29 protein-coding genes and 1 pseudogene are annotated in these 26,325 nt (G+C 30.5%); 28 read left to right on the top strand and 2 right to left on the bottom strand.

Annotated features, from left to right (window positions below; all coding sequences use genetic code 11):
* Positions 1 to 30: 30 nt before the first annotated feature.
* Together KA883_RS08155 and KA883_RS08150 are read left to right on the top strand one after the other, a co-directional pair.
* Positions 31 to 192, top strand: a pseudogene (locus KA883_RS08155) (JAB domain-containing protein); the annotation flags it as partial.
* A 158-nt stretch (positions 193 to 350) separates the two neighbouring features.
* Positions 351 to 599, top strand: a complete 249-nt coding sequence (locus KA883_RS08150) for a hypothetical protein (protein ID WP_031873331.1) — start codon at positions 351 to 353, stop codon at positions 597 to 599.
* 22 nt (positions 600 to 621) lie between these two features.
* On the opposite strand, the gene KA883_RS13610 is transcribed toward KA883_RS08150, so the two are convergent.
* Entirely contained in the window at positions 622 to 849 is a 228-nt protein-coding gene (locus KA883_RS13610; protein ID WP_232335101.1) for a YolD-like family protein, read from the bottom strand.
* Between the two features lie 243 nt (positions 850 to 1,092).
* On the opposite strand from KA883_RS13610, the gene KA883_RS08140 reads away from it, so the two are divergent.
* The 3 genes from KA883_RS08140 to KA883_RS08130 are packed head-to-tail and all read left to right on the top strand — an operon-like array spanning position 1,093 to position 3,874.
* Positions 1,093 to 1,815, top strand: coding sequence for a hypothetical protein (locus KA883_RS08140; RefSeq protein ID WP_165621510.1), 723 nt, complete (start codon positions 1,093 to 1,095; stop codon positions 1,813 to 1,815).
* A gap of 19 nt (positions 1,816 to 1,834) precedes the next feature.
* Positions 1,835 to 2,530 carry a hypothetical protein gene (locus KA883_RS08135; protein ID WP_031905640.1) on the top strand — a complete coding sequence of 232 codons (696 nt, stop codon included), beginning with the start codon at positions 1,835 to 1,837 and terminating at the stop codon, positions 2,528 to 2,530.
* A gap of 18 nt (positions 2,531 to 2,548) precedes the next feature.
* Positions 2,549 to 3,874, top strand: coding sequence for a TcaA NTF2-like domain-containing protein (locus tag KA883_RS08130; protein WP_095337341.1), 1,326 nt, complete (start codon positions 2,549 to 2,551; stop codon positions 3,872 to 3,874).
* A 48-nt stretch (positions 3,875 to 3,922) separates the two neighbouring features.
* On the opposite strand, the gene KA883_RS08125 is transcribed toward KA883_RS08130, so the two are convergent.
* Positions 3,923 to 4,375: a hypothetical protein gene (locus KA883_RS08125; protein WP_095337342.1), complete on the bottom strand. Its 453-nt coding sequence runs from the start codon at positions 4,373 to 4,375 to the stop codon at positions 3,923 to 3,925.
* Positions 4,376 to 4,854: 479 nt separating this feature from the next.
* Here KA883_RS08125 and KA883_RS08120 point away from each other — a divergent pair, with 479 nt between their 5' ends.
* The 23 genes from KA883_RS08120 to KA883_RS08010 all read left to right on the top strand — a co-directional run bounded on the left by KA883_RS08120 (position 4,855) and on the right by KA883_RS08010 (position 26,195).
* On the top strand, positions 4,855 to 5,418 hold the full coding sequence (locus KA883_RS08120) for a recombinase family protein (RefSeq protein ID WP_165621511.1): 564 nt from the start codon (positions 4,855 to 4,857) through the stop codon (positions 5,416 to 5,418).
* A gap of 15 nt (positions 5,419 to 5,433) precedes the next feature.
* Positions 5,434 to 5,676: a helix-turn-helix domain-containing protein gene (locus KA883_RS08115; protein WP_070487681.1), complete on the top strand. Its 243-nt coding sequence runs from the start codon at positions 5,434 to 5,436 to the stop codon at positions 5,674 to 5,676.
* 386 nt (positions 5,677 to 6,062) lie between these two features.
* Positions 6,063 to 7,637, top strand: a complete 1,575-nt coding sequence (locus KA883_RS08110; RefSeq protein WP_165621512.1) for a primase C-terminal domain-containing protein — start codon at positions 6,063 to 6,065, stop codon at positions 7,635 to 7,637.
* Between the two features lie 811 nt (positions 7,638 to 8,448).
* Entirely contained in the window at positions 8,449 to 11,040 is a 2,592-nt protein-coding gene (locus tag KA883_RS08105) for an ATP-binding protein (RefSeq protein WP_165621505.1), read from the top strand.
* A 53-nt stretch (positions 11,041 to 11,093) separates the two neighbouring features.
* Positions 11,094 to 11,954, top strand: coding sequence for a replication-relaxation family protein (locus tag KA883_RS08100; RefSeq protein WP_015585947.1), 861 nt, complete (start codon positions 11,094 to 11,096; stop codon positions 11,952 to 11,954).
* 24 nt (positions 11,955 to 11,978) lie between these two features.
* Entirely contained in the window at positions 11,979 to 13,154 is a 1,176-nt protein-coding gene (locus KA883_RS08095; protein WP_165621504.1) for a conjugal transfer protein, read from the top strand.
* A 14-nt stretch (positions 13,155 to 13,168) separates the two neighbouring features.
* A complete protein-coding gene (locus tag KA883_RS08090) occupies positions 13,169 to 13,465 on the top strand; it encodes a hypothetical protein (RefSeq protein ID WP_095337297.1) in 297 nt (98 codons plus the stop codon).
* A gap of 15 nt (positions 13,466 to 13,480) precedes the next feature.
* A complete protein-coding gene (locus KA883_RS08085) occupies positions 13,481 to 13,939 on the top strand; it encodes a TcpE family conjugal transfer membrane protein (protein ID WP_095337298.1) in 459 nt (152 codons plus the stop codon).
* A 3-nt stretch (positions 13,940 to 13,942) separates the two neighbouring features.
* Positions 13,943 to 16,528, top strand: a complete 2,586-nt coding sequence (locus KA883_RS08080) for an ATP-binding protein (protein ID WP_165621502.1) — start codon at positions 13,943 to 13,945, stop codon at positions 16,526 to 16,528.
* The gene (locus tag KA883_RS08075; RefSeq protein ID WP_095337312.1) at positions 16,528 to 17,124 is read left to right on the top strand and encodes a hypothetical protein; all 597 of its coding nucleotides are present in this window, start codon (positions 16,528 to 16,530) and stop codon (positions 17,122 to 17,124) included. The genes KA883_RS08080 and KA883_RS08075 overlap by 1 nt, the downstream gene beginning before the upstream one ends.
* A 13-nt stretch (positions 17,125 to 17,137) precedes the next feature.
* Entirely contained in the window at positions 17,138 to 19,219 is a 2,082-nt protein-coding gene (locus KA883_RS08070; protein ID WP_095337311.1) for a CD3337/EF1877 family mobilome membrane protein, read from the top strand.
* 11 nt (positions 19,220 to 19,230) lie between these two features.
* Complete coding sequence (locus tag KA883_RS08065) at positions 19,231 to 19,761, top strand: hypothetical protein (RefSeq protein ID WP_095337310.1); 531 nt, start codon at positions 19,231 to 19,233, stop codon at positions 19,759 to 19,761.
* Positions 19,748 to 20,830, top strand: a complete 1,083-nt coding sequence (locus tag KA883_RS08060; RefSeq protein ID WP_165621500.1) for a CHAP domain-containing protein — start codon at positions 19,748 to 19,750, stop codon at positions 20,828 to 20,830. Before KA883_RS08065 ends, KA883_RS08060 begins: the two co-directional genes overlap by 14 nt.
* Positions 20,831 to 20,847: 17 nt before the next feature.
* Entirely contained in the window at positions 20,848 to 21,453 is a 606-nt protein-coding gene (locus KA883_RS08055) for a hypothetical protein (RefSeq protein ID WP_095337270.1), read from the top strand.
* A 214-nt stretch (positions 21,454 to 21,667) separates the two neighbouring features.
* On the top strand, positions 21,668 to 22,447 hold the full coding sequence (locus tag KA883_RS08050) for a ParA family protein (RefSeq protein ID WP_095337271.1): 780 nt from the start codon (positions 21,668 to 21,670) through the stop codon (positions 22,445 to 22,447).
* 1 nt (position 22,448) lies between these two features.
* Entirely contained in the window at positions 22,449 to 22,670 is a 222-nt protein-coding gene (locus KA883_RS08045; RefSeq protein WP_015585958.1) for a hypothetical protein, read from the top strand.
* A 32-nt stretch (positions 22,671 to 22,702) separates the two neighbouring features.
* Positions 22,703 to 23,080 (top strand): hypothetical protein, encoded by a 378-nt coding sequence (locus tag KA883_RS08040; protein ID WP_001632644.1) that lies wholly within the window; start codon positions 22,703 to 22,705, stop codon positions 23,078 to 23,080.
* Between the two features lie 165 nt (positions 23,081 to 23,245).
* Positions 23,246 to 23,443: a hypothetical protein gene (locus KA883_RS08035; protein WP_095337272.1), complete on the top strand. Its 198-nt coding sequence runs from the start codon at positions 23,246 to 23,248 to the stop codon at positions 23,441 to 23,443.
* A gap of 44 nt (positions 23,444 to 23,487) precedes the next feature.
* The gene (locus tag KA883_RS08030) at positions 23,488 to 23,646 is read left to right on the top strand and encodes a hypothetical protein (protein WP_165621498.1); all 159 of its coding nucleotides are present in this window, start codon (positions 23,488 to 23,490) and stop codon (positions 23,644 to 23,646) included.
* A complete protein-coding gene (locus tag KA883_RS08025) occupies positions 23,643 to 23,837 on the top strand; it encodes a hypothetical protein (RefSeq protein WP_015585962.1) in 195 nt (64 codons plus the stop codon). The genes KA883_RS08030 and KA883_RS08025 overlap by 4 nt, the downstream gene beginning before the upstream one ends.
* 139 nt (positions 23,838 to 23,976) lie before the next feature.
* The gene (locus KA883_RS08020; RefSeq protein ID WP_095337273.1) at positions 23,977 to 24,324 is read left to right on the top strand and encodes a hypothetical protein; all 348 of its coding nucleotides are present in this window, start codon (positions 23,977 to 23,979) and stop codon (positions 24,322 to 24,324) included.
* Positions 24,325 to 24,336: 12 nt separating this feature from the next.
* A complete protein-coding gene (locus KA883_RS08015) occupies positions 24,337 to 25,197 on the top strand; it encodes a DNA/RNA non-specific endonuclease (RefSeq protein ID WP_165621496.1) in 861 nt (286 codons plus the stop codon).
* Positions 25,198 to 25,214: 17 nt separating this feature from the next.
* Positions 25,215 to 26,195, top strand: coding sequence for a DUF1002 domain-containing protein (locus tag KA883_RS08010; RefSeq protein ID WP_095337291.1), 981 nt, complete (start codon positions 25,215 to 25,217; stop codon positions 26,193 to 26,195).
* Positions 26,196 to 26,325 lie beyond the last annotated feature (130 nt).

Genomic DNA, 26,325 nt, shown 5'->3' with positions numbered 1-26,325 from the left:
GTAATTTACTCTTGATAAGACCCGACGCCATCAGTCAACGATATTATGGTTGGCAAGAGATTAAAGCTTATAGGGGAATTGCTAAGTATTGATGTATTAGATAGTTTAGTAGTAAGTAATAACAATTATACAAGTTTAGAAGAACTAGAGTTATTAGAAACAGAACTCAATATAAATGATTTATTAGAATAATTGGTATGAGCCAAGCCCCCCAAAAAACGGGGGCGGGCGCTCGTCCAGTTTGTATATTATGCAGTTCCGCCCGACGATAAAAACCAATCGTCGAACTACACCGCATAATATACAAACTGACCTCGCGCCCGCCCCGTACTATAAAAGGAGTGTTAAATATGATGTATTTAAAAACACGTTATATAACATTAAATGATTTAAAACAATTAGGAATTGCAGATAAACACGGCTTAATAGACTATCAAGAATTTAATAAATTAAAGTTAGAAAATAAAGACAAAGGAGTTAATTTGAAAATGGGTACAAACAACATATTTGAAAGAGGTATAAATGTCATAGACAATAGCCCGATTTACTACAACGGAAAGCGTTACGATAATAAAATTGATATAATTGAAGGAAACTAACGATAAGGCTGTTAGTTAATCCTTATTCAATATTATAAATATCAGTTAATTTTACAGGCATTAAAACATCATCAGTATAAATATATAAAACACTATCTAATGTATCGACTTTGTGTATTATACCTTGAACACTTTTTATATAGCCATTAGCAAAATATTGAATTTTGGCTAAAGTATTATCAATCATTTTACTAGCCAATGTATCATTTATATTTTCTATTTGGTCTTCACTAAGTAACGGCTTTTCAATTTTATTTGGGTCTTGAATGTACTGTTCTAATCTTTCGTATTGTTCGGGGATAGTGGCCCCTTTGTAGCCATTTTTTCATTCCTCGACCTTGTGGGATATTAGGGTTTAAATACTCACGGGGTATTTTTCTATAATCTGTTTCATTAGCATATTTTTCAGGGATCATTTGCAACACCTCAATTCAATTATAGAACATACGTTCTGTTTTTGGAAGTAGTTTTTTAGCATAGAAAGGGTTTTTAAATGAAAAAAGATTATGATACTAAATTATGGTATGAAGTTGATGTTAGCAATTTTGATGTAAAAAAAGAATTGCAGAATATTGATTTGTATAAACATGAGTACGTTAAACTAATTAATGATAAATGGATAGACGTACTAGACAAAATATATAGAAGTATAGGAGATTTTGGAGAAAGTCCACAAGATACTTTACAGACATTTTCAGTATATAGAGGTAATACAGCAGGAAATAAGTATATTTATGACATAGGGTTTAATGTTGATTTGGCAAGAGATTTAATAAAAAAGACTAATAGAAAACCATTGAAAGCGCCAAACGGTACTTTTAATGATGGAATACACATTAACTATACAGAAAGGGAAAACCCTTATACTTTAACACCAAATGAACCAATAATTTTAATTCCTGATTTAGTAACATCAACAGAAGCAAGATTTAAAGAAATATACGATATACCAACATCATTATTAGTATTAGATGGCAATAATAGAGTTACTTTGATGAAAAAAGATAACCAACCCTATATACACTGTTATTACGTTTCATTAGATGAACTATTAGAAAATAAAGTGTTTTTGACTGAATTTGATAGTGCTGTTTATTGTCAGATGGCCGATTTGGTTTATATATTAAAACATATAGATGAACCTAACATTAATGAAATAGCAAAGTTGTATTACAATCAAAGTTATTTAGTAAATCACTTTAGCAAATATATATAACAAAAGGGGAATAAAAAACATGATAAATACAAAAACATATGAAGATATTAAAAATGAATTAGTAAAAGCAATACTAACTGATTATGAACAATATAAAAACGCACTTGAAAATTTTCAAAGTAAAATAAAGCAGGGTCATAGTTTATATATAGTTAGCACTAGAAAGCCAATTAGTGAACATGGTTCAGCTAAAAGATCAGTTATGTATGCTAATAAAACACTTACTGAAGATGAAAATTTAGTTAGAATGTTAGGAAATTTAAGTGAAAGATTTAGATATATTAATAACTATAGAAGGGCTTTCAGTTTGGTTAAAGAGCGTAGAAGTAAATTGATTGCAAACGTTAAGGAGTTAGTAAGCTTTAATAAAATAACGAAAGAAAAATTTTCAGAAAAAAATGATGCAACCACAATTTTCAAACCTATAGAAACAAATGCAGTTAATAAGCATTTGGATATATATTTTAGAAGTATTGAAATGGCTAAAAGCCATATTGATAATTATTTAGAAAATAATTATGAGCTTGATTTGAACGAAATAGCAATAAAAGAAGACGGTATTTATAGCATAAATAATGATAGGCTAGAGAAAAATGAAAAAGACTTTTTTGAAGAAACTATGAAGGCTATTAAGTATGATATGGAACAAGTAAAAGTAATTGAAAATCAAAAAGATAGTGAAAATTATCTGAAGTATTGTTTATTGTTTAAATAATGCTAAAGGGCTGAAAATATGGAAAATGAAAACCAGGAGTTTAAACGATCAGAAAAGGCTGAAAACAAGCAAAGCAAGCTGAAAATAATATCTGTAATTGTGAGTATTTTATTATTACTGTGCATTATAGGGGCAATTGTATATTTTGTTTTATCGAATAATGCAAAAGCGCAACTAGATGATTTTGAAGAAGCTGTTCAATCTAAAGACTATAAAGCAGTATCTAAAACATTAACTTCTAAAGATGTTAAAGTTACTCATGCAGAAGCTAAACAATTTGTAGATTACATGGCCAAGAAAGACAACCGTAACAAATTCAAAAAAGAAATGAACAACATTAAAAACAATATTAAAAATAGTGAAAGTAACACGGTTGATTTTGGCTATATAACAGACAAGCAGGAACGAAAGCTGATAGAAATAACTATGAATGGGAACAAGTTTATATTTATTGATAGATTGGCTTTTAAGCCTATATTTCATGATGTATATATAGAAAATAATTCATATTCAAATGCTAAATATGAATTTAATAATGTTGAAGATAAAAAGCAAATTATTACAGCGCCTAAAAATAAAACAACAAATATTGGTAAGTTTTTTGTAGGTAAATATGATATAGAAGCCCAAAAAATTTATGATGATGATAATTCATTGATTAAAGGCAAGGTTAAGGGCAATATTCGATTTGATACAGATAATCTAAATAGTGATAAAAAAATCATTGCACATGCTAGTTTTAAAGAAGCAAATTTTAAAGTAAATTTAATTAACAATGAAAAAGTAGATGACGATATTAAGCTTTATATCAATGATAAGCCGATTGAGTATGAAAAAAATAAAGTGTACGGTGCATATCCAGTAAATAAACCTTTAAAAGTTTATGCTAAAGGTAAAATAAGCGATAAAGCATTTAAAACTAATACAGTAACTATAAAGGACGATCAGGGGGCAGAACCTCAAAATATAAGTTTGAAATTTAATGAAGATACTATTAATGACTATTTAAAGAGTATCAAAGATATTGAACTAGGCGCGAAATCGTTTATGGAAGACTATACTAAAGATTTGAATAAAGCCTATAAAGAAAGTGATTATAAGTTTATAGATAAATATATTGAAAGTAACAGTGATTTATCACAATATATGCGGTCAATGGTTGAAAGCAAGAAGAAAAACCAATACAGACGACCTGAATTTGAAAGCGTTAATTATCAAGATGGAAAAGTTAATGTCATTTTGAAAAAGGAAAATCAGAATAAAGATAGCATAAAATCTAAATATGTACTGAAGTATAATAAATCAGATGAAAGTTATAAAATACAAAGTTATGAAGATATATAAAAAATGCCATCTGTTTAATTACAGATGGTGTTTTTTTATATATAAATATTAAAATTTGTCACTGGATAGAACTTTGAGTTGAAGTGTGACCCAAAAATTGAAAATTGCAGATATTATTACGATTAGTGCTAAATGACAAATTAGCATTAAGATTATCAAAATTAAAGCACCCGATCCCGTCATAAAATAATTACACACGGCGATAACGGCACAACCCAAAACCGTAAATATTGTACAAATAATGAATAAAAAAATGGTTATACGTTTGTTAAAAACTTCTTTGACATTTACATTTTTGTAGATCTTATTTGATGAAATGAAAGCTGTAGGAAATAGAAATATACAGATTTCAAAGAAAATATTTACATCAAATTGAAAATGATGATTGTGAAGGGCAATGTTTCTTAAAGTTAGTAATAACCAAAATACAACGATAGATAAATACGCTTCTTTATTTAATAAATTTTGTGTAACTGCTTGAGAAATTTGTTTGTTATTCATCTTACACACCTCCTTATATATAGTGTAAAGTAATACTGTGATACTAAGATAGGACAACTTCTAATTTTTTTAAAAAATTATAGTGTCATATAATTTGATATTTCAAAGTACATATAGTTTGTTTTAAAAAACAAATTATAAGCTAGTCAAAAACGATCGGTTTTGACCAGGGTATGATATTAGAAAATGATACATTTCAATAAATAAAATAAGTTAATAAAAAATACGCTTGAATAAGTGCTATTTATAAGGGCTAAAGGCTTGTAGAATTGAATAAATTCTATAAGCCTTTAACTATATTCGTACCTGGTCAAAACATGTGTTAAAATCAAAGTGTCAAAACTAAAAGCAAAAGGGGTTTTTGACCAAGCTGAGAGAAGCCCTCAGACGCCGCGAAAAAATATTTTGAAGCCCATTATACGTAAACGCGCACACAATCGTTCATATTAAAGCTATTTATAAAGGAAGTAGGCGATATTTTGGCTAAAATAGGCTATGCAAGAGTTTCAACGATCAGTCAAAGTTTAGAAACACAAATTAACTTATTAAAAGCTGAAGGTTGTATTAAAATATTTTCTGAAAAAGTGAGTGGCAAGAAAACAAATAGAAGTAAATTAGATGAGTGCTTAAAATATTTAAGGGAAGATGATGTATTAGTTGTGACTAAAATTGATAGATTAGGACGCACAACTAAACAATTAATAAATTTAGCAAGTTGGCTACAAGAACATAATATAGAATTAAAAATATTAGATGGAAACTTTAATATGAATAGTTCACTAGGAAAAATGATATTTACCGTAATGAGTGGCTTTGCAGAACTGGAAACAGATTTAAATAGGGAAAGAACCCTTGAAGGTTTAAACGAAGCGAAAGCTAGAGGTAGAAAAGGCGGGCGCCCAGGCGTTACTGAAGATGTAAAAAATTATGTCATGTATCTATACAATAATACAGAGTTATCAGGTAATGAAATCGCAAATAAAACGGGAGTAAGTAGATCAACAGTTTATCGAATAAAAAGGGATTTTGAAAATAGTAAGTAAGGGGGCTAATAGTTAATGAATGAAGACTTAATACTGGCGTTATGCGGGAAATTGAAAGATTTGAGAAAAGAACGAAAATTACAACAGAAAGAAGTAGCAAAAAATATAGGTATTAATTATGCAACTTTAAGTAAAATTGAAGGTAAGAAAATTGAAACAGTACCGCTTAGAACTATATGTAAGTTATTAACTTATTATGATATGACTTTATATGATTTTATAGTTCAAAACGAAGATATAACTAATAATGAATATTAATTTGGGGATATTTGCAAATATATTAAAAATGTTTGCAATCGTCAATATAGAAGTTTATACTAAAATTAATCAAAAAAGATATGAAAAAAGACCACGTGCAAAGTTAAAGTGCGACCAACACTTTTAACTTCTAGCGCTTGAAACGTTACTAACCTAACGTATACAAACGGTTTTCGGGTCTTCTTCCATACCTTGTAATTTAGGTAATTTTTATTATATTTTATACCTAAATTATAGGGGCATGAGAGAAGAAAGTAAAGAAAAAGACGCTACTTTTCTACTTTTCTACTTCGCTACTCGACTACTTTAAAAGTATATGGACGCCTAAACAAGGACTGGTAACGCTTACAAGTGTTACCAGTCTTTTTGTTTAGGAGGTGCAGGCAATGCTAAATATTAATAAAATTTATGATTTTATATTACATGGAAGTATAGAAAAGTATAAATTTAAAAATTCTAAAGCTACAGATTTAGAAAAAGCTAATTTTAAGGCTACACAAGCCCAAAATTGGAGATCAGCACGTATTGCTGTCACACCTAATAAAGCTACATTAATAGACGGTTTAGGTTTAATTATTGCTTCAGAAGAAGCTTTAGTTCAATATGGTCATAAATTTAGCCATTGGACGCCCAACCCTTATAATTATCTAAGCAAAGAAAAAGCTAATATAGCAGATGTTAATACGTATAAAGTATTAAACAGAACAAAAGACAATGTAAAACAAATCAATACATTTGTTTTAGATGTTGATAAAGATATTGAATACAATGAATTAGTTCAAAGCTTAGCTTCAGCGCACATCAATGAAGGTGCTGAAATGCCTAATTTATATGTAAAGACGCCTAGAGGTTGGCATTTGTATTTTGTATTAGATACACCGTTCTATGCTAAAGGTATAGAAAAGAAAGCTATAAAAGTAGCTGAAAAAGTACATAGTAGCTTAGCACATGCAATTTCTAAATATTTACCAGTCGATAATCAATGTGTATCTACTGGCTATTTCAGATTGCCTACAAAAGATAATGTACAGCTATTTACAAATCAATACTGTTCAAAATCTTATATGGTGCGCTGGAGTAAAGAGTATTCAGAAAAGAACAATTTAAATCAGAACGTATTTTATAAGAGTATAGCCAATGGCCAAGAATTAACGCCTGAATGGGTTGATTATTTGTTAAAAGAAGCAGATGTTACTTCATTTGGATATGGCGTTGGTAGAAATAACGCAATGTTTTCAGTAGCGTTATATTATTATTCTAAAAATATAGATATAAAAGAAGCAGAAAGTAATATCTATACTTTTAATAAGCGCTTAAATAAGCCTTTATCACATAAGGAAGTTGAAAGAGTAATTAAAAGTGCTTATAGCGGTCGTTATGGTGGCGCAATGCGTGAACATGTAGAAAACCTTTTAGAAGCTTTTAGTGATGGACAAATTGCATATAGCAATAGTGGTGTAAGTATCAATGGCTTTTGGAAACATAAAAAAGAGCGTAAAGATCGTGTTAGAAGCCATTTTGACGAACGTAAAGACGATTTAGAAAGATATTTAAATGAACATACAAACAAGCAGAAAGTGTTTGTTAAAGGCTCAATGAGTGCTATTGCTAAAAAGTTAGGCATGGCTAGATCATCTTTATATGCAATTTTTGAAAAGCATATAAACAAAGGAACTATTATCAAATATACAATTAAAAATGGTAGATATTCAGAAACTTTCATTGCTTTAAAAAGCGTGTATATTGAAAGTTTATTTGAGATGGTTAAAAGTATTAAAAACAAAAAAGAAAGCTATATAACGGCTATAAGATACCTTGTAAGCAGTGAAAAAAATACAAACAGTTTAATGGTACAAAATAATGGTTTGATGAATGAAATAGAAAATACACTCACTTATATAGATCGGCATACTAAGTATATAGAAGGTAATGGAATTTTATATGAACGGTTTATTAGTTAAATTTTAATTGTCCAATGTGCCATTACATATATCTGGGTGCTTGTGCGTTGCTGTAAATAATATATATAAGTGGGTAGTTAAGTAGTTATGTAGAATAATAGAAAAAGACATAAGTAGTATATTCTACTAAATAATATATATAAGTGAGTAGTTAAGTAGTTATGTAGAATAATAGAAAAACGCCTACTAATTAAAATTAGCAGGCGCCAAAAAAATTAAAAATTACCTAAAATACTTTTAACAAAATGGAGATCTCTCCCCAATAACAATTATATATTATGGGTGTATATTTCATTTAATTATGGTGTGAACAGATAATAGATTATATTATGTTTCATAGTTAATATTATTAGATTATACCTTAATTTAATTCATAACATAAACCATACCATAATGAATTATATAACCCATACCATAACATACATATTAAATGTTGTTTTTACGGTCGTTTTAAGGTAAAATGTAATTAAGGATATAAAACCACCGTATTTTTCGTGACTATCTCCTGTTAGATTAAATAAGATTACATTATTCATAGAATAATATTATCATCTTAGTTAATCGTAACTGGAGAAGACTTTGTTTTTTATTTGTTAAATGCGGGGGCGACATATCCACTGTACCTTGACAACCAAATACAAACGGGAGGTATCCACATATGACGTCTAAACTTCTTAGACAACTCTCCTTATTCATATCCTATATCCTTATCCTCTCACTACTCATATATTTCACAGCGCGAGCGTCATTGATCGCTGGTGCAATGCTTGCAATTGTATTCATAATATTTTCTATAATATTAAGATTTATTATGAAAATAATTAAAATACAGAAAAATATGAAATATTATAGAATATTAACTTATGAAGGAGATTTCCCTAAATCTGATAAAATTTTTAAATTATTAAAAAATATTCATTCAACAAGAAGAAATATTTTTGAAAGATTTTTTTATGGGGATCCGTGGTTTACTTTTTTAATCTATAGAGAAAATAGACGAGGAAAAAGTAAGGATAGTAAATTAGGTTTTTATTTAGCAGGGGATAAAGAGTTAATGGTTTCAGTTAGAAAACATTTTAGTAATGTTTATCCAAACATAGAATTTCATGAAGCAGATGAAAGCCATTTAGATTTTCCTACTAAAAGATCATATTTTGGTTATGCTAAGTTAAAACATAATTCTTTAAAACAGGGTTATCCTATAGAAAACTTTCAACATGACAATTTAACTAAGATAGTTAGCATTATGGAACCTGATACATGGTTACAATTTAGGTTTAGAAGAAATTACGGTTTTAAGTTAAGAAAAGCTATAAAAAAGACTGATGAAGATATTAGAGAGCAAAAATTTAAGGATCGGGATAATTACGAAAAGGAGATTTGGAAAGAAACCAACAAACGTTTTACGTATAGTGATGTTGCTTTTGATACAACGATAAGTATGGCGACTAACTCACATGACGGTCAGTATTTATTAAAAGATATGTATACAATTCTTAATGAATGTAAGTCTGTAAATGAACTTGTATATAGGCCTTCAATGTTTAAGGTAGTGGATTGGTACAATTTATGGAAACGTGGTAAAAGTGTTTTAACTTCAAGGGAATTAGCTAATTTTGTGCATATGCCAGTTATTAATCGAGATAATAGCTTGATTGATAAAATTAAGCCATATACACCGTATATTGAATTAGGTAATACGCCTTTAAGTGAAGACACTTTAGCAACGGGTCTTAAATTGGGAACTTTAGACCACCCTATAATTAAAGATAGGGAAGTATTTATTTTACCTGAAATATTAAGAAAACAATTTTGTGTTACAGGCGCAACGGGTTCAGGTAAGACGAACCTTTTAAATTGTATTTTGAATAACTTCAATAAAAGTTTTGTTGAAAGTTTAGAAGCGACGCCAGGTTATTCATTAGTAGACCCTTCAGGAAGCGCAATAAAGTTATTACTTAATAGATTGCGTGTTTTTGAAACTTTTGAAGGTAACGAGGTAGATTGGGATAAAGTACATTTCATCAAAGTTAAAGATAGTGAATACCCGTTAGCATGTAATTTGTTGGCTAAATTACATGGCGAAAATTCTGAAGAAATGATAGATAATGTTTTCAGAATTATCAGCGAAAACTTTGATACAGCAACCCAAGCTGAAAGACTATTGCGATACACAATTAAAGCGTTAATTCATGATCCAAAAGAAACTCATACGATTATGTCCGTTATAAGAATGTTATACAAAAATGATGATATTTTTAGAAAACGTATCATTGACCGTATTAGACCATATACAGAAATGTATGAAGTGGTTAATTTCTTTGATAATGAAGCTTCTGATTTAATTGAAAGTCCGTCAGGTCAAGCTGTTTTGAATAGATTAGATGTATTTAAATCGAACAGTACATTAAGAAATCTGTTTTGTCAGAAAGAGTTTAATCTACCAATACGCAAGTGGATGGACGAAGGGCATATAGTATTTTATGACCTTGTAGGAATGAGTGAACAGGAAATTAAAATATTTTGTTCATACATTGCTTATATGTATTATCGTGTTGCAGATCAAAGACCCGCCGACACTTCTTTACTTCATTTAACGGTTGTTGATGAAGCGCATAAAGTACAAGCTTCTATCTTCCCTAAAATCATCAGTGAACAAAGAAAATTCGGCCATTCATTAGGAATTGCTACACAAAATTTAGATGATTTAAATTCAGAATTAAGATCAGCATTAGTTAATAATCAATCTAATTTCTTTGTTTGTAGACAGGGGGAAAGTGGTTCAGCATTAGCAACTAAAATCTTCAAAAGTAGCGACAAAAAAGAACAACATTACACTGAAAGTTATTTTAAACAGTTGCCTGACAATGTTTGTGCATTGAGAACACAAGATGTTATTGAAGGCGAAACAGTTAATGTTAAAACGCAAGTTAAAGTGAAACCTATCGACCGTGTTATGGAAGATGGGAAAGTTGCTGATTATAAAGATCAGTATGAACCTAAAATAGCAGACGAATGGACTATGAAAAAGGCTGTAGAGTTAAGCGCTAACAACGGTATGTATTATAAAGAAATACCTAAAATGGTAAGAGCATTTTTTGAAGATGAAGAATACACTTATCAAGGTAAGCAACAAGAAGAATTTAAAGCTGATGTTATTAAACGTAAACCGATTGTTCCAGAAGAGATTAAACGTAAGCCAAAAGAACAAAAACAAGAAATTAAACCTAAAACAAAAAAAGTTAAATTAAATAAATCTAAAGTCGTCTTGAAAACATCAAAAGACGAAGTCAATCAAGAGGAACGAACTAAACCGAATGAAGACAGTCAAGTTTCACAGGAAACAGAGCAATCAAAAAATGTAGGTTCCTTTTTAAGTGGCTTCACAGATAAGGGGGACTGATTAAAATTAACAAAATGGAACGTTCTCTCCTCAAAAAATTGGAGGAGAAAGTCATGTCATATACAACATTAAATGAAAAAGACTTCAAATTATTTAGCTTCTTAGAAGCTCATATATATTTGACTATCGAGCAAATACGCACCGCAATATATTTAAATGATGATGGTTCAATGAAATCAGAAAAATCGGTTTGGAATAGATTAACCAAATTAGAAGAAGACGGCTATATTACTAAATTTAAAGCGCAAGCAACATTACAAGCTAAGCGCCCAAACTCAATATATTGTTTAACTAAAACAGGTAGTATGTTTTTAGAAAGTATGCAAGGTTATACGCATTTCAAATCAGTATATGAGAAAAAGCTTCCAATGTGGTATATGCACCAGTTAGCCGTTAATGATGTTGTATTATCATATGAACGACATAAAATACCCGCCGTTGACTTACTAGAATATGCAAACGAGCAAAGAACTACTTTTCAATATAATGACGGCCGTGAAGATGTTATTCGTCCTGATGGTGCAATTTTATTAGAAAGACAAGATGGTTACGTTATAGGCATTATGTTAGAAGTTGAAAGGTCTAAAAAAGCTAGAAAATTTACTTACGATAAATTAGTGAGATATAAAGACTTTTTTAATCAGTCAAATAACACTATGAAAAGATTTCATATTCATGCAGGTTTTGAAGAATTTGTAGATGAATGGCGTTTGTTATTTGTGAGTAATGAAGATGAAAATTATCGTAAATTGAAACGTGATTTTAAAACGGTAGATTTTGAAGACGCATTCAAAGGTCAGAACAGTTTTGATGTGATGATTGCAAAGCTTGATGACATAATGACTAACCCTTACGGTGCAATATATAATTATTTCAAACCAGGTGTAGACTTTGATGAATTTAGAACACTTTAACATCATTTAGAAAGGAGTTAGCTTATGAGAAAGTGGGGCAAGCAGTCCGATAAAAAGGTTAAAAAACAAAAATCAAAGCCCGCACAAAATGAAGAAACGACAGAAGATTATAGAAAAAAGAAGAAGTCAGCAGATCGTTTGTTTAAGCGTAATAAGTTAAAAAAGGCGTTAAAAAATAGAGGTAAGGACGACAAAATTTTAAGTAAAGCTAAATTGAAACGTCCTAAAGGTTATAACGTTGTTAAAACGGTCATAATCATAGCTTTGTTTTTAGTAGTTGTTAGTTGGATAAATGCAGGTAATGCTAATAGAAAAGCAAGTGACGCACAAGAGCAATATCAAAAATTAGCTTCACAAATTGATACTACTAATAAAGGCAATCCATCAACACAAGTAGGCGCCCAGGAATACGCGAAAGATTTCATACAAAAATATTATAGTTATGATAAAGGGCAAGATCGTGATAAATGGTTAGAAAGTTTAAGTGATTACGTAGACAGTTCAACATTAGATGATAATAGCTTTAATCCTGAAAATATAGATGGCAGTATTTCAGTTAAAGACGTTAAAATTAATGATGTTGAAAGTGCAGATAAGAACCAAGCCAAAATATATTTTACTGTTACATTAGATAAAAAGACGGTTAAAGAAAAAACTGTTAAGCAGAAAGTTAAAGGTAAAAAAGGCAAGAAGGATAAAGAAGAAACAAAAACAGTACAAGACGATAAACATGAAGATGTTAAATTCAACAGATACATTAAAGTATATGGCGACGATAAAGGTTATAAGTTAGTCACTTTACCTTTACCATATGAACAAAAATCAAATGCTGATGTTCAAATGACGCTAGATACTGATAATGGTAGAGATGTCACAACAAATTATCCTGATGTTAAAGATTACATTACAAGCTTTATGAAAGTTTATGCTTCAGATGATAGAGATACAGCACAAACATATTTCTATAATAAATCTGATACACAATTATTGAATAACAATGTTGAAATTAAAAACGTTGAAGAAGTGAAAGTGTATCAAGAAAATAAACAAGATGAACTTAAAGCGATTATAACGGTTCAAATGGAAGAAAAAGATAGTGGCTTAACAAGTCGAAACAAATTTGAAATTAAGCTTAAAAAGCTTGATGACAATAAGTATAATGTAATTAAAGTAAGTGAACCTCAATATATTAAAAAATAATAGGAGTGTTTAAAATGTTAGATTTAATGACGTCAATTGCATCAATAGACTTTAGTTCTTTCGTATTAGGCGAAGCAGGTGGAGATTTAGTTAATAATGCACGTGAAGGGGAAAGGAACTTCACATTAGTTTTAAATATTGTTTATTGGGCAGTCGCTGCAATTATCATTGTAGTTTTAGCATTATCTAAGAAATTCAGAATGGCATTAGGTGCATTGATTATCTTAGGTGTTCTCGGTGCGTTAGTTGTTAGAGATCCGCAAAATTTACAAAACTTAGGCGAAAGTATAGCGCAATTCTTTGGCTTCTAATAAGGAGTGCATAGTATGAGTAACATGAAAAAAATCATTGGTTACTGTTCATCACAATTAGATGAAATACCAAACTTAATACGTGGTTTAGGCGGTGGAGAGCAAGGCTTTTCACTGCCTTTTTCTTTGACAGTTAGTCAAATAATCGTTATTTTCACGATTATTTTACCTGGTTTATTTTTCTTACCTATAACAAATGGATTATTAGATTTTTTACCGAAATATGGTAGATACACTATTGTCTTTTTCATTCATATAGGTTTCCCCGCTGTATTTGGTTTTTTCATAGGTCAAAAAAGTATCGAAAATATGAATGTTGTGAAATATGCAAAAGTATATATGGCTACAAAATTTAATGAAACGTCTGATTATGTAGGGCGTGAAGAATTAGATAATAGAAAATCATATAAGTTGAGAAAGAAAGTTGTAGCGCGTACGTTTTCAGACTTTCGCATAAATAAGGAGGACAAATAACCTATGCCTAAAAGACTAGATTTTGATATAGAAGCAGTTGTAGAAAATATCATCTTTACAAAAGATGGACGTATGCAAGCATGGTTTGAGTTTGAAGGGTTTCACAGTAACTTTGATACAGAGAACGAATTATTAATTAAATTTAGACAGTTGAAACGTGTATTTAAAGAGGTAAAAAAAGAAGTTCATTGTTTAATTATCCCAGAACGTCAAGACTTAGATGAAATTAAAAATCAATATATTTCATACAGTAGAGGGCGTTTGATACCAGTATTAGAACAACATGAAGACGCTATTTTTGACCATTTAAAAAATTCAAATGAATTAGGTTCATCAGAAAACAAAGTTCGTTATTATATGGGCTTTGAATTAGGAAAGAGTACAATGGTCAACTTTACTAATGAAGATGTTACGTGGGGCGAGATATACACAGAAACAAAAGAAAAGTTAATTAACCTTATTACTAAAGCTATTACTGGTAAAGACGTATTATTAACAACTAATAAAGTTAAAACAGCATATAATAAAATGGATCATTTAAGTAATACGCTAAATAACTTACCGTTTACATTTAGAGAAATTGAACCCATAGAAATGGCAAAGCTTATAACATGGCCTAATAATTTAAATGTAAGAGAGCCGTTTTTAAATGATAATTGGTTTGAACGTTTAACACCCGTTTACAATGGCGATAGATTAATCGCTAAAATTAGAGATCGTGGCCATGTAGAAGATTTATCAACAGTATCATATTCAAACCCTAGCAGTAGAAAACATCTTGTATTACACCAAAATGACGCGTTAGGCAAAGAAAGAGATACTTATATTTCATTTTTACAACTAGCAAAAGTACCAGTTGAAACTCACTTCCCTGATACACGTTGGCTTGAAATACTTAGAAACTTACAATTTGGCGTAGGTGTTTCATTAAAATTAACTTATCAAAGTTCAGATAGAAGATTAATGAAACTTAGATCTAAAAAAGCTAACTTAGAAGACCAAGTAGAACATTTGGCAGATTACGGAGATAGTGCAAGTTCAAACGTTTATGACGGCATAGACATAGCTGATGATTTAATCGCAAATATTGAAAAAAATAGAGAAGCCAGTTTCTTAATGTCAGCTATATTCGTAGTTACAGCCGAAACTCAAAAGGCATTAAATCGTAAATTAGATGAACTTAAAGAAACAATGTCAAATCATCAGTACATTGTTCAGAATACAAGAGGTTTACAATTAAGAAGTTTGCTTGAATGTATGCCAGGAAGTAGAAGATATGTAAAAGAGTTTGTGAAAGATTGCGATATAAACATGATGACAAGTTCATTTTTTGGAAACCGTCACGAGTTAGGCGATCCTTACGGTTTTTACGTAGGTCAAATTGCTACAAATTACGGTACGCCAGTATTTCATATGCCAGGTTTTGCGTCTACAGGACAAGCTAAAAACCAATCATTGGCCATTTGTCATACAGGAAAAACAGGCGGTGGAAAATCATTCGGTGCAAACCTTTTATTCTATGAATATGCAATATGGGGCGCAAAAGTTTTAATAGTAGACCCTAAACAAGAGCGAATGAATAAGTGTGAATGGCATAAGAAATTAGATGAATTAGGTACACAATTAAACTTCATTACTTTGTCAGCTAAACCTAAAGACGCAGGTAAACTTGATCCGTTCTATATCTTTACAGACGTATCAGACGCTGTAGGTGTATCAGAACAGATACTTCATAATTTACTATCAATTTCTATTAGAAATGAAGCAACTATAGATCAAGCAACAATGATTAACAGGGCATTAGAATATGTAGCGAATAGAGATGAACCTAAAATTAATCAGGTTACAGAAGAACTTACATCTATGAGTATAGGCGAGAAAAAAGATATTACATTAACTGAAGATGAAAAAGAACTTTGTAAGCGTCTTGTAAATAGAATTAATGTATATACTACACACTCATTAAGTACGCTAATATTTGGAGAAAGAATTGATGATACAGAAGTTTTAGATATTAATAGTCAATTAAACGTGTTGCAAGTAGAAAATTTAGAACTTGCAGACGCTGATATAGACCCTAAAGACTATTCAAAAGCAAATATTGTAAGTGATAGTATTTTATATGCTTTAACAGCTTATCAAAGACAGTTTATTAACATGTTCCCTAATGATCTAACAGTTATCGGACTTGATGAAGCCTGGAAATACTTCAAAAACTCACAAGGCCGTTCAGCCTTTCAAAGTTTATTCCGTGAAGGCCGTTCTAAAGGGGCTTCAATTCATATCATGACACAAAGACTTAGTGATATACCTGAAGACATGCAGTCACAAATCGGACAGCTATTTGCATATTTAGAAAGTAATACAGATGAAATTAATAAGCTTCAGCAATTCTTTAGATTTGATGATAGTACAGACTTACAAGCGATTATGCCTGAACTTGAAACAGGCGTATGTGTTTATAAAGACTTGAATGATCGCGTCGGTATTCTTGATGTAAGAGTATTACAAGAGCATTTAGTAGACGCGTTTGATACAAGTAATCAACTTGAAAAACGAGAAGACACAAAACAAGAGGTGCAAGTATAATGAAAAAATTAACATACTTATTACTAATAGCAATTATTGTTTTATCGGCTTGTAGTAGTAAAGATAGTTCAAAGCCTAAAAAAGATGACTATACTGAAGAAGCTATTAAATTTACTAAATATATGGCTAATGGCCAGTATTCCAAAATTCAAGATATGTACGGTATTTCAAAAGATGAAAATGATGTATCTGATGACAAAGAAGAAATGAAGCAATACTATGAAGAACTTTATAGCATGATTGATGAAGAAGATTTAGAAAATGCTAAAGATAAAGAACTAAAATATGCAATATATGAAACACCTTACAAAGAAAAGCAAAAAGTATTTACAATTATATTCAAACCTAATGTAGAAAACCCTTTAATAGATCCAGGGGAACCATTATTAGATGGTAAATATCAAAAGTTCAACTTGCTTGTCATGGGAAGTGGCCAGTTTAAAAGAGTGAATGGAGATAATGAAGGTAAGGCAATAATGGATATAAACGAAAGAAAGCATGGATTATCTGAAAAGTTAATGAGTAAAATTTCTGAAGATAGTAAATTGATAGAAAATAAAGGTATTCCTAAGAAAGACTTAGAAAAATTAGAGTAGGGAGGAACTATAAATGAAGGATAAAACAAAAGGCTTTTTGTGGTTCCTTGCTAGTCTAATGGTATTAAGTGTTTGCTTAGTAGGAGTTAATGAAGCCTTTTCGAAAGAAAAAGATCCAATTTCAGGCATGTTTCCAAGTAACCAAGATGATGATTTGCCTGAAGTTAAATCAAATATTGTCGGTTACAAAGAACATGATTTAGACAACTATTCAATGGATTATGTATTAGAAGAAAAAGACGATAAACCCTGGTATGACGTTATCGGACTAAGTGAAAAAGCTTACAACTTCACTGAAAATTCAAAGTACGAAATATTAAATGGTATATGGTCAACATATAAAATATTTGCTTCAGTATTTATATTCCTGGTAAGTGAAGCTTTTGAATTTACTATATTAGGATCTATAGTTAGCGAGTTAGCAGATGTAATTTCAGCTATAGGCGGATCATCAGGATTAGGCAAATTTATAACATGGGCTTTTATTGGTGTAGTTATATGGTTGATTGCAACGATTAGTAAGGGAGAATTAAGAAAAGGAACAACTGGTGTATTTTTAGCAATTGTATTTACAGCCCTTTTCAGTATTTACGTTTCAAATGCGAAGCCAATCATACAAGGTACTTCAGGTTTTAGCCAATATGTGAGTAACACTATATTGAATACAAGTACAAGTGTGACTGGAGAAAATCAATCAAATCAAGCTGAAGCTTCCGAAAATGATGTATCAAATAAAGAAGGTTTGGCCACAATGAAAAATACATTACATGAAATATTAATTGTGAAACCGTGGCTACAATTGCAATTTGGTACAACTAATGTAAATGAAATTGGCGGAGGTAAAGCAGGAGAAGACAACAAAGTTGAAGATGGTAAAGCTTTGATTAATAAAATACTAAATCATAAGCCTAAAAGTGATGATAGAAATAATTTAGTAAAAAAACATAAAAAGAATATGTCTGTAAGTAATAATTACACAACAAGTCGTATAGTTGTTGCAGTATTTGTTTTTATACCATCATTCATTATTGGTATAAGCGCGATATTATTCGCGGTTGCTAAACAATTTTATGAATTGGGCTTTGTAGTAGGCGCGGTTGTTATGGTTGGTGTTTTAATCATTGCAATTATACCGTCATTTGTTGGCTATTTAAAAGGTACAGCCAAGCGTACAGGTGGCCACTTACTAATGTCTATCGTGTATGTATTCTTACTGGTGCTTATGTTTACATTAATTAATGTAACTTATCAAATTTCAGAAGAAAAAAATTGGAATTACATTGTAACAGCCATATCATTAAGTTTAATTTGTTTAGGCATGTTGTTTATGCAAGGTAAATTGATAAAAAATGATTATCAAAAAGTAATGAGTTCTATTAAACAACAAAACATCAGTGAACAACGAGCGCGCGCCCGTAAAAAGCGCGAAGAAAATAAACAAAATAACGGTCAAGGTAATCAACCAGTATATGGTGGTAATGATACGAACGTTAGGAAAAAACCAACTGAACATATATCTAAGAAGAAAGCTAACGACCATAACACTACTTCAAATGGTGTGAATAAAAAAGATGGTGGCACTATAAGCAAGAAACCTAAAGCCAGCGAGCAAGAACAGAGTAAGAAACCTAATAGCAATATTAAGAAAAAAGAAAATCAAAAAATCAAGAAAAAACCTAAACATAAACAAAACCGCAATGATAGTCCAGGCAATCAAGATCCAAATAATAATTACAATACTAAACCTAAATCACGAAGTGGAAATGATACCGTTGATGAAGGTTCAGGAAGTAAACCATCAGTTAATAGAAAAGATGGCGGAACAATTAAGAAAAAACCGCAGGCAGTACCAGATAAAAAAACAGAAGGTTCAAACACTAAACAATCTAGGAACGATAGCAGTTCTAAAGATAGATTAAACAAAAATGAAGGTGGCAACGATAGTTCAAGAGTTAATGAACAAATACAGACAAATAAACCACAAAATAAACCAGTCATCAGAAAAAAACCAAAACCAGTACAAGACACCCAAGAAAAATCAGCAAGTCGTGAAACAGAAAATAGAATAGACGCTATAAAGAGAAATAAAAAGTGAGGTGTTAAATAATGAAAGATATTATACAAGATATACTTAACTATTTAGCGCCTTACAAAAAGCGTATATTGTTTGTTGCGATTTGTGTATTGGCGTTTGGCATTGTGCTGTTATTGCCACCTTCTCCGCTTAGAGCGGTATTATCTTTACTCATAGTATTTGTGTTTGTTGTAGAAGGTTATAAGTGGATAGGACAACCTGAATTATGGGGCAGTAAAATAGGTAAAACCATGCTAGGGAAGTTATCAAAAAATGAAGCTGAAGACCTAGAAGAAAACATAGAAGAAGTAACTATTATTAAATTGTTTACTGATGAAGAAGAAACGGACATCTTAGATGAAATAGAAGCTGATCCTGAATTATTAGATGAATTAGATACTATACAATATACGGCAACAATAGATTTTAATGAAGATATAGAAAGCCAAATTATCCCTGAAGGTACAACGAATTATAGATATGAATATCACATAATTTATGATGGCGCAGAATTTTATCATGTTGCTTCTTATGAAATGAGTGACGTAGATGAAGAAAATTAATCAAAAAAATGACGGTGGTAATTTAAAAAAGCTTACTAACCTAGCATTAGAATTAAAGAAGAAAAAAATAAAGTTATATATATATGGTGCATTGGCTTTACTAGGCATAATATTTATTGCTGTATCTTTAATGTCTATGATGTTGCTAGCGCCATTTGATGATGAATTAGACGAAACTCAAACGGGTGGCAGTAGTGACGGTTGCGCTGTAAGTGGTGGTTCTGTAAGTGATAAAGGTATCAAATCTTTTAATGAAAATGCTAAAGGCGGAGGATTAGAAGGTAAAGCTGATTATATAGTTAAAAGTGCTAAAAAACACAAAATAGATCCTAAAATATTTATGGCTATAGTGGCGCATGAAACGGGCTATGGTAAATCAGAAGCAGTTAAAACTCATAATAATGTTGCGGGTATGATGGGATCAGGCGACTTATTTAAGTTTGATAGTATTGAAGAAGGTATAGACGCCGCCGCTAAAAACTTATATGACCTATATTTTAGCAAGGGCTTAAAAACAGTTGATAAAATTCAACCGAAATATGCACCTATAGGCGCAAGTAATGACCCTACAGATTTAAATTCAAACTGGAAGCCGACAATTAAAAAAATCATGAAGGGTATAGACGGCAAAGCTAGTAAAAGTGATGATAGTTGTAAAAAAGATAAGGGAGATGTAGGTAAAGAATATAAAGGTAAAATACCTTCATTCTCAAATTCAAATCCAGGGAAAAATAATTTATACACAGCAGGCCAATGTACATGGTATGCGTATGGTATACGTCAAAAAATGGGCAAACCTATATCAACATTTTGGCATGACGCCCACAAATGGAATGAACGAGCTGAAGCTGAAGGTTATAAGGTAGGTAAAACACCTAAAAAAGGCGCGGCCTGGATAGCTGAACAAGGCGCAGGCGGACATTCTAATGTTACGGGTCATGTTGGTATTGTTATAGATGTTAAAGATAAAAATACATTTGTTGTGACTGAAATGAACGCTGAAGGTGGGCCATATAAAATAACTCAACGAGAAGTAAAAATGACTGAAGGCTATAGCTTCATTTATTAAAAATGGGAGGTTAAGGTATGAAGAACATTCCGAAAAGCACCTTGATTATAGGTATAACGGCAATTGTTATAATCGGTATATTAGTCTTTATAGTTCGACATTATGATGACGAACTTAATAAAGCTAACAGCCAAAATAAAGAGAATGAAACCAAAATTGGAAAGTTAGAAGATACAAATAAAGCACAAAGTGATTTGATAGCGCGCCAAGACAAAGAAGTTGTATCAAAAGAAGAAGAACAGATCAGGGATAATGCTAAAGAATTTATTAATAAACTATTTACTATGAAGGAGAAGGAAAGCTTCAGTGGTAAAAAGAAGGAACTTTCTCCAATATTAGACGACAAATACCAAAAAGAATTATTTGATAATTCAAGGGATAAATATAATGCGTTTTTAACAGTTAAAATAAGTAATGTTAAGACATTTATAGAAGAATACAGACCACAAAAAGACAGCTATGATGTATTTGTTACATTTGATGAAAAAGTGATAGATGAAGAAGATACGACTGATAAAAAAACATCAGGAAAAATTCATTTTGTTAGAAAAAATGGTAAATGGTTGATTGATGACTTTGAAAGATTTACTTTAGAAAGCAATACAAAAAATGTTAAAGATTGAATGAAAAGCGCTATATAGCGCTTTTCTTTATATACATTATTCTACTTAACCACTTAGACAAAAAGACATAAGTGGTAAAGTAGAATAATGTAAAAGTAGAAAAAGACATAAGTAGTTAAGTGGAGAAGTAGACAAGTAGAAAAACATCTGTTATTATTATTGTAAACAATCCCACAAAAAAAGGTAATAAGGGATAGAAAAGAGGTTAGATAATATGACGAAAGTAATAACGATTGGCTGTTTTAAAGGTGGGGTAGGAAAGTCCACACTTACAGAAATACTTACGTACTTACTTGCTAAAGAAGGTAATAAAGTTTTAGCTGTAGACACTGACCCACAAAGTAACTTAACAGAAAAAGTTCAAAGGACTTATCAAAAAAAGTTTAAAAAAGAACCTTCATTCATGGAAGGTATTAAAAATTTAAACTTAGAAGATTGTATTGAAAAAGTAACGGACAACCTGGATATATTAAAGGGCGATTGGTCATTAGAAAAGTTTGATAAATACGTAATAAAGAAATTTGATGAAAAAGCAGAATACTTTTTATTAAATTCACTTTTAAAGCCAATAAAAGACGATTATGACTACATAATCATAGATACACGACCTTCAACAGGTATTTTGTCTAATAACGCTGTATGCGCTTCTGATTACGTTCTAATAACATCAAAAACTGAAGAAGATAGTTTTACTTCAGCGAAGAAGTATTACAGCTATTTAGGTAATATTCAACAGAATAAAAAACCAAGTTTAAAATTTTTAGGTTTATTACCGTACTTAGTAAATCAACGTGGATCAACTAACAGAAGTATTATCAATAAGATAAATAAATTGTTTGGCGAAGATGTATTTAAAAATTATATACGTTCAAGTGATCGAGTAGTAACCTGGGGAGAACATGGCATAACAGAACATAAACCCCATGATAAAAAGACAATGCAGATGTATATTGATGTAAAAAATGAAATGTTAGAAAAGTTGGAGAGTGAATAATATGGCAGATTTTAATAATGAAGCAGTAAAAGATGAATATAAAGAAGAACAAGTATTTGATGATATGATAGCGAAAAAGAAGGAAGTAAGACCTACAAAATCGGTTAAAATGTATAATGAAGACTGGTCAATTGCTTATCAAGTTAAAGCGAAAACAGGTGCAAATTTAGTAGACATAGTTTCTGAAGCAATGGAATTATTGAAAGAAAAACATGATCTTTAATTTTATATATTAATTATAAGGGGGGTTTTTTAATGCCATTCGTTATTTTTATATCTATAGTTGCTGTTATGGTTATTCTATTTAAGTTAAATGATAAAAGGGTTGAAAAAATAAATAGAAAACACGATCAGCAAGTTAAAAATATTATTGAAACTTATTACACAGTTGATAAGGTTGAATGTATATATAGAGAAAATGGAAAAACTGAATTGGTATTTCAAGACAACTCATTAAATTTAAATAGTTATCAAGTAAAAATTGTTAATGACTTTGAAGATGAAAAAGTTGAAATTAACGCCCCTTTGTATAATGAACATGATCTAAATGATTTGTTTGAACGCGTATTAGCTGAAACTTATTTTTATATTTCTAAGGCTAGATATGATGGTTTGATACAAGCTACAGCTTAAAGGTCTATCTAAGGCCTTTATTTTTTTAAAAAATATTTACACTTTGACAAATAAATGCTTGTCAAAGTGTAAAATAAGTGATAATATAATAATTGAAAGGAGGACGAAACAAATCAAACGCTATAAATAAAAGATATAGCAACCCACAAAAAAGGAGTGTTACAGATGTTTGTAACTAAAGAAGAATTTAAAAATATTGATGTAGAACAAGTTTTCAAAGAAGGTCATAACTTTATAAAAATAACGAATGGTAGACATGAAATATTTAAAGTTAATTCAGGTTATAAGATCATTGATTATAAAAAAGGAAATGGCCTAACAGCGACAAATAAAATTCCAAAGTATATACAAAACAAACTTTAAAAAAAGCCCCGCTAAGGGGCTTTAATATAAATGAGGTGCTAAATATGAACCATGATAAAGCAATATATATTGAATGGTTATTATTAATGGATCCTTTAGAAAGTAGGGAGAATTTAAGAGATAAGACAATAGAAGAACTTCAAAACAAATTTAATTTGTGTAGACTGAAGCAACTTGATGAAGAAATGGAGGAAGCACAATGATTATTGATGAATTTAAAACTAGAAATAATGTGTATGTATTAAATGTAATTTATGACTTTTGGGCTGATCCTGTTGTACAAGTTATTGAAAATGGTAGGTTTATAGGATATATCAACGAAAGATATTCTATTGATGAAGCGAAAGCTATGATAAAAGAAAAAAGCGATTATAAAAAAGTGATTATTATATGATGTTTGTTTACTCCGACTATGAAGGCATAAAAAAAGCGATACTAGAAAGTATCGCAATAGGACGAAAGTAATCAAACATTCGCCCACAAAAAAAGGTACACTAAGAATAACAAAAAAAAGGTCGGAGGTAAACAAAACAATGAATTTAAAAGATATAGCAAACTTATTAAATGATGAAAAAACTTTGTATACGCAACAAGGCGGGCAAGATATAGCAGTAAATGAAGGTGTGTATATTATGGAGAAAAACAACACTATTTATACTGGTAAGCTTCAAAATAATAATTTAGATGATTTAATTCGTGAAAGTTCTGAACCACAGAAACTAATAGATGTTAATGAAGTAGCTGAAAGACTAGGTGTAACAAGACAAAATGTTACTATGCACGTCAAAAATAAAAACTTTAAATTTGTGCCTAAACCTTTGTTTTATTATGAGAATAAAAGCTACACTAAATATTTTTGGGTTGCTGAACAATTTGAGTAAAGGAGTAAGGCAATGAAGATATTTAAACCACTGATAGCCTTATTATTATCGCTTATTGTATTAAGTGGTTGTGATACGGAAAAGGCAATAAATGAAGTTGATGATTTAATATCAACTATTAGTGATTTTAGCAAATCAGATACACCTGAAATAAAAAATAGTAAAGAAGATATAGACTTAATAGGCGCTGAAACTAATAGCGAAAACTATGCTTTTATCAATGATAACAAGACAGAATTAAGTCAAGAAGATCAGAACTTACTGAATGAAAAGGGTAATGATCGTTTTTGGGCTGATTATCCTGATTTGGATAAGTACGGTAGAGCGGGAAAAGTTACAGCGTTAATTACAAATAAAGCTGTTCAAAGTCATTCTTCAAAAGCACAAGAAAGACCGTCTTTTGATTATGATGTACATGTAGCAGGAGAATATAAAGATGGTATATATAACCCTGAAAAGCAGACGTGGGAAGGCGAGAATTCAAACAACCAAATATTACAATTAGATGGGTATAGGGGTTATATATATAATAAATCTCATTCGCTTGCCTGGTCATTGGGCGGAGATATGGAAACACATAATTTAACATTAGGTACTAGGGCGCAAAATGTTGGATCTAATAAAGACCCTGAAGGTGGGGGCATGGGTTATCCTGAAACGCAAATAAGAAATGCAATGTATGATAATCCTGAAACAAAAGTGTTTTATGAAGTTACGCCCGTTTATAAAGATGATGAACTTGTGCCAAGAGGTTCACACGTTAGAGCCTACTCAATTAATGATGACGGCCAAACAATAAATATCAATGTTTGGATTGCGAATAAACAAGAAGGCGTTCAAATTAAATATAAAGACGGTAGTTATAACTATTAAAAAGGGGTTAAATTAAAATGAAAAAATTAATTGTTAGTACAGCAGTAGCAACACTATTATTAACTGTTCCAGGTATGGCCAAAGCAGAAGAAAATAATGAAGATTGGGATAAACCCATTTTTATAAAAGGGGCTGATCTTGAAGGCCAAGACTTACAACAGACTGAAGATGATTTAGGCGTAAAAGATGACTATGAAACTTACAGCGTAACAACTGATGACGTTAGTAAATATATTCCTAATAGTGGCAATTTAAGTTATATATATTCAAGTGCAACTATTAAGCATAAAAAATGGGGTAACGGTGTAGATGTAGAAATAGACACACCTGATAACATCACAAAGGTTACAAGTGAACAATATCAAAATGCGTCAATCACAGCAGGTATTAAAGACGCTGAAATTCATATAGCTTCAGTTGAAAAAGTTACTGGAGAAGGTGCTTTAGCAGGTATTTATAAAGCTTATGAAGAAAAAGGAAATGAATTAAATTCTGAAGATATACAAAACTCAAATAAAGAAATGCAAGATTTAACTTCAATATCTGAAGAAAACCAAGATAAAGACGGATATTCAGACGAAGCATTAAACGCGTCTATAGCAGATATTAAACAACAGTTAGCAGATATTAAGAAGAAACAAGATGAACAAATTGCGCCACAACAAGTTGAAGATATAGTTAATAAAGTTCTTGATGAACGAGGATTGTCGGGAACATTAACAGATAATCAAAAACAAATGATAACTGATAACATGACCAACGTAGCAAATTCTAACGCTTTAACTTCAGATCCTAAAGCATTTGCTAAAAATGCAAAAGACGCTTTGAAAGGTATTGAAAAAAATTCAGGCGACTTATTAGATAAAGCTAAAGACAAGGCTAAAGACTTAAATACTGAAGAAAATAGAAACTTTGTACAAAAAATTTGGGATAGTATTTTACAGATTATACAGTCTATCATAGATTTCATTACAAGCTTATTTAATCGTATCTTTTAATCAGTGAATAGGAGGTTTGACGTGTTATTGAATGTAGATAAAAATTCAAAAAACGTATCGTTAATGAAGATTAGGAATAACGAATTATTGTATTTAATGAGTTGTTCGAGGATAAAGTCCGTATAATTGT

Source organism: Staphylococcus sp. GDY8P54P (assembly GCF_017892645.1).
Lineage (GTDB): Bacteria > Bacillota > Bacilli > Staphylococcales > Staphylococcaceae > Staphylococcus > Staphylococcus ureilyticus.
The sequence above is the reverse complement of the archived record's forward strand: the minus strand, read 5'-3'. Positions and strand labels throughout refer to the sequence as shown.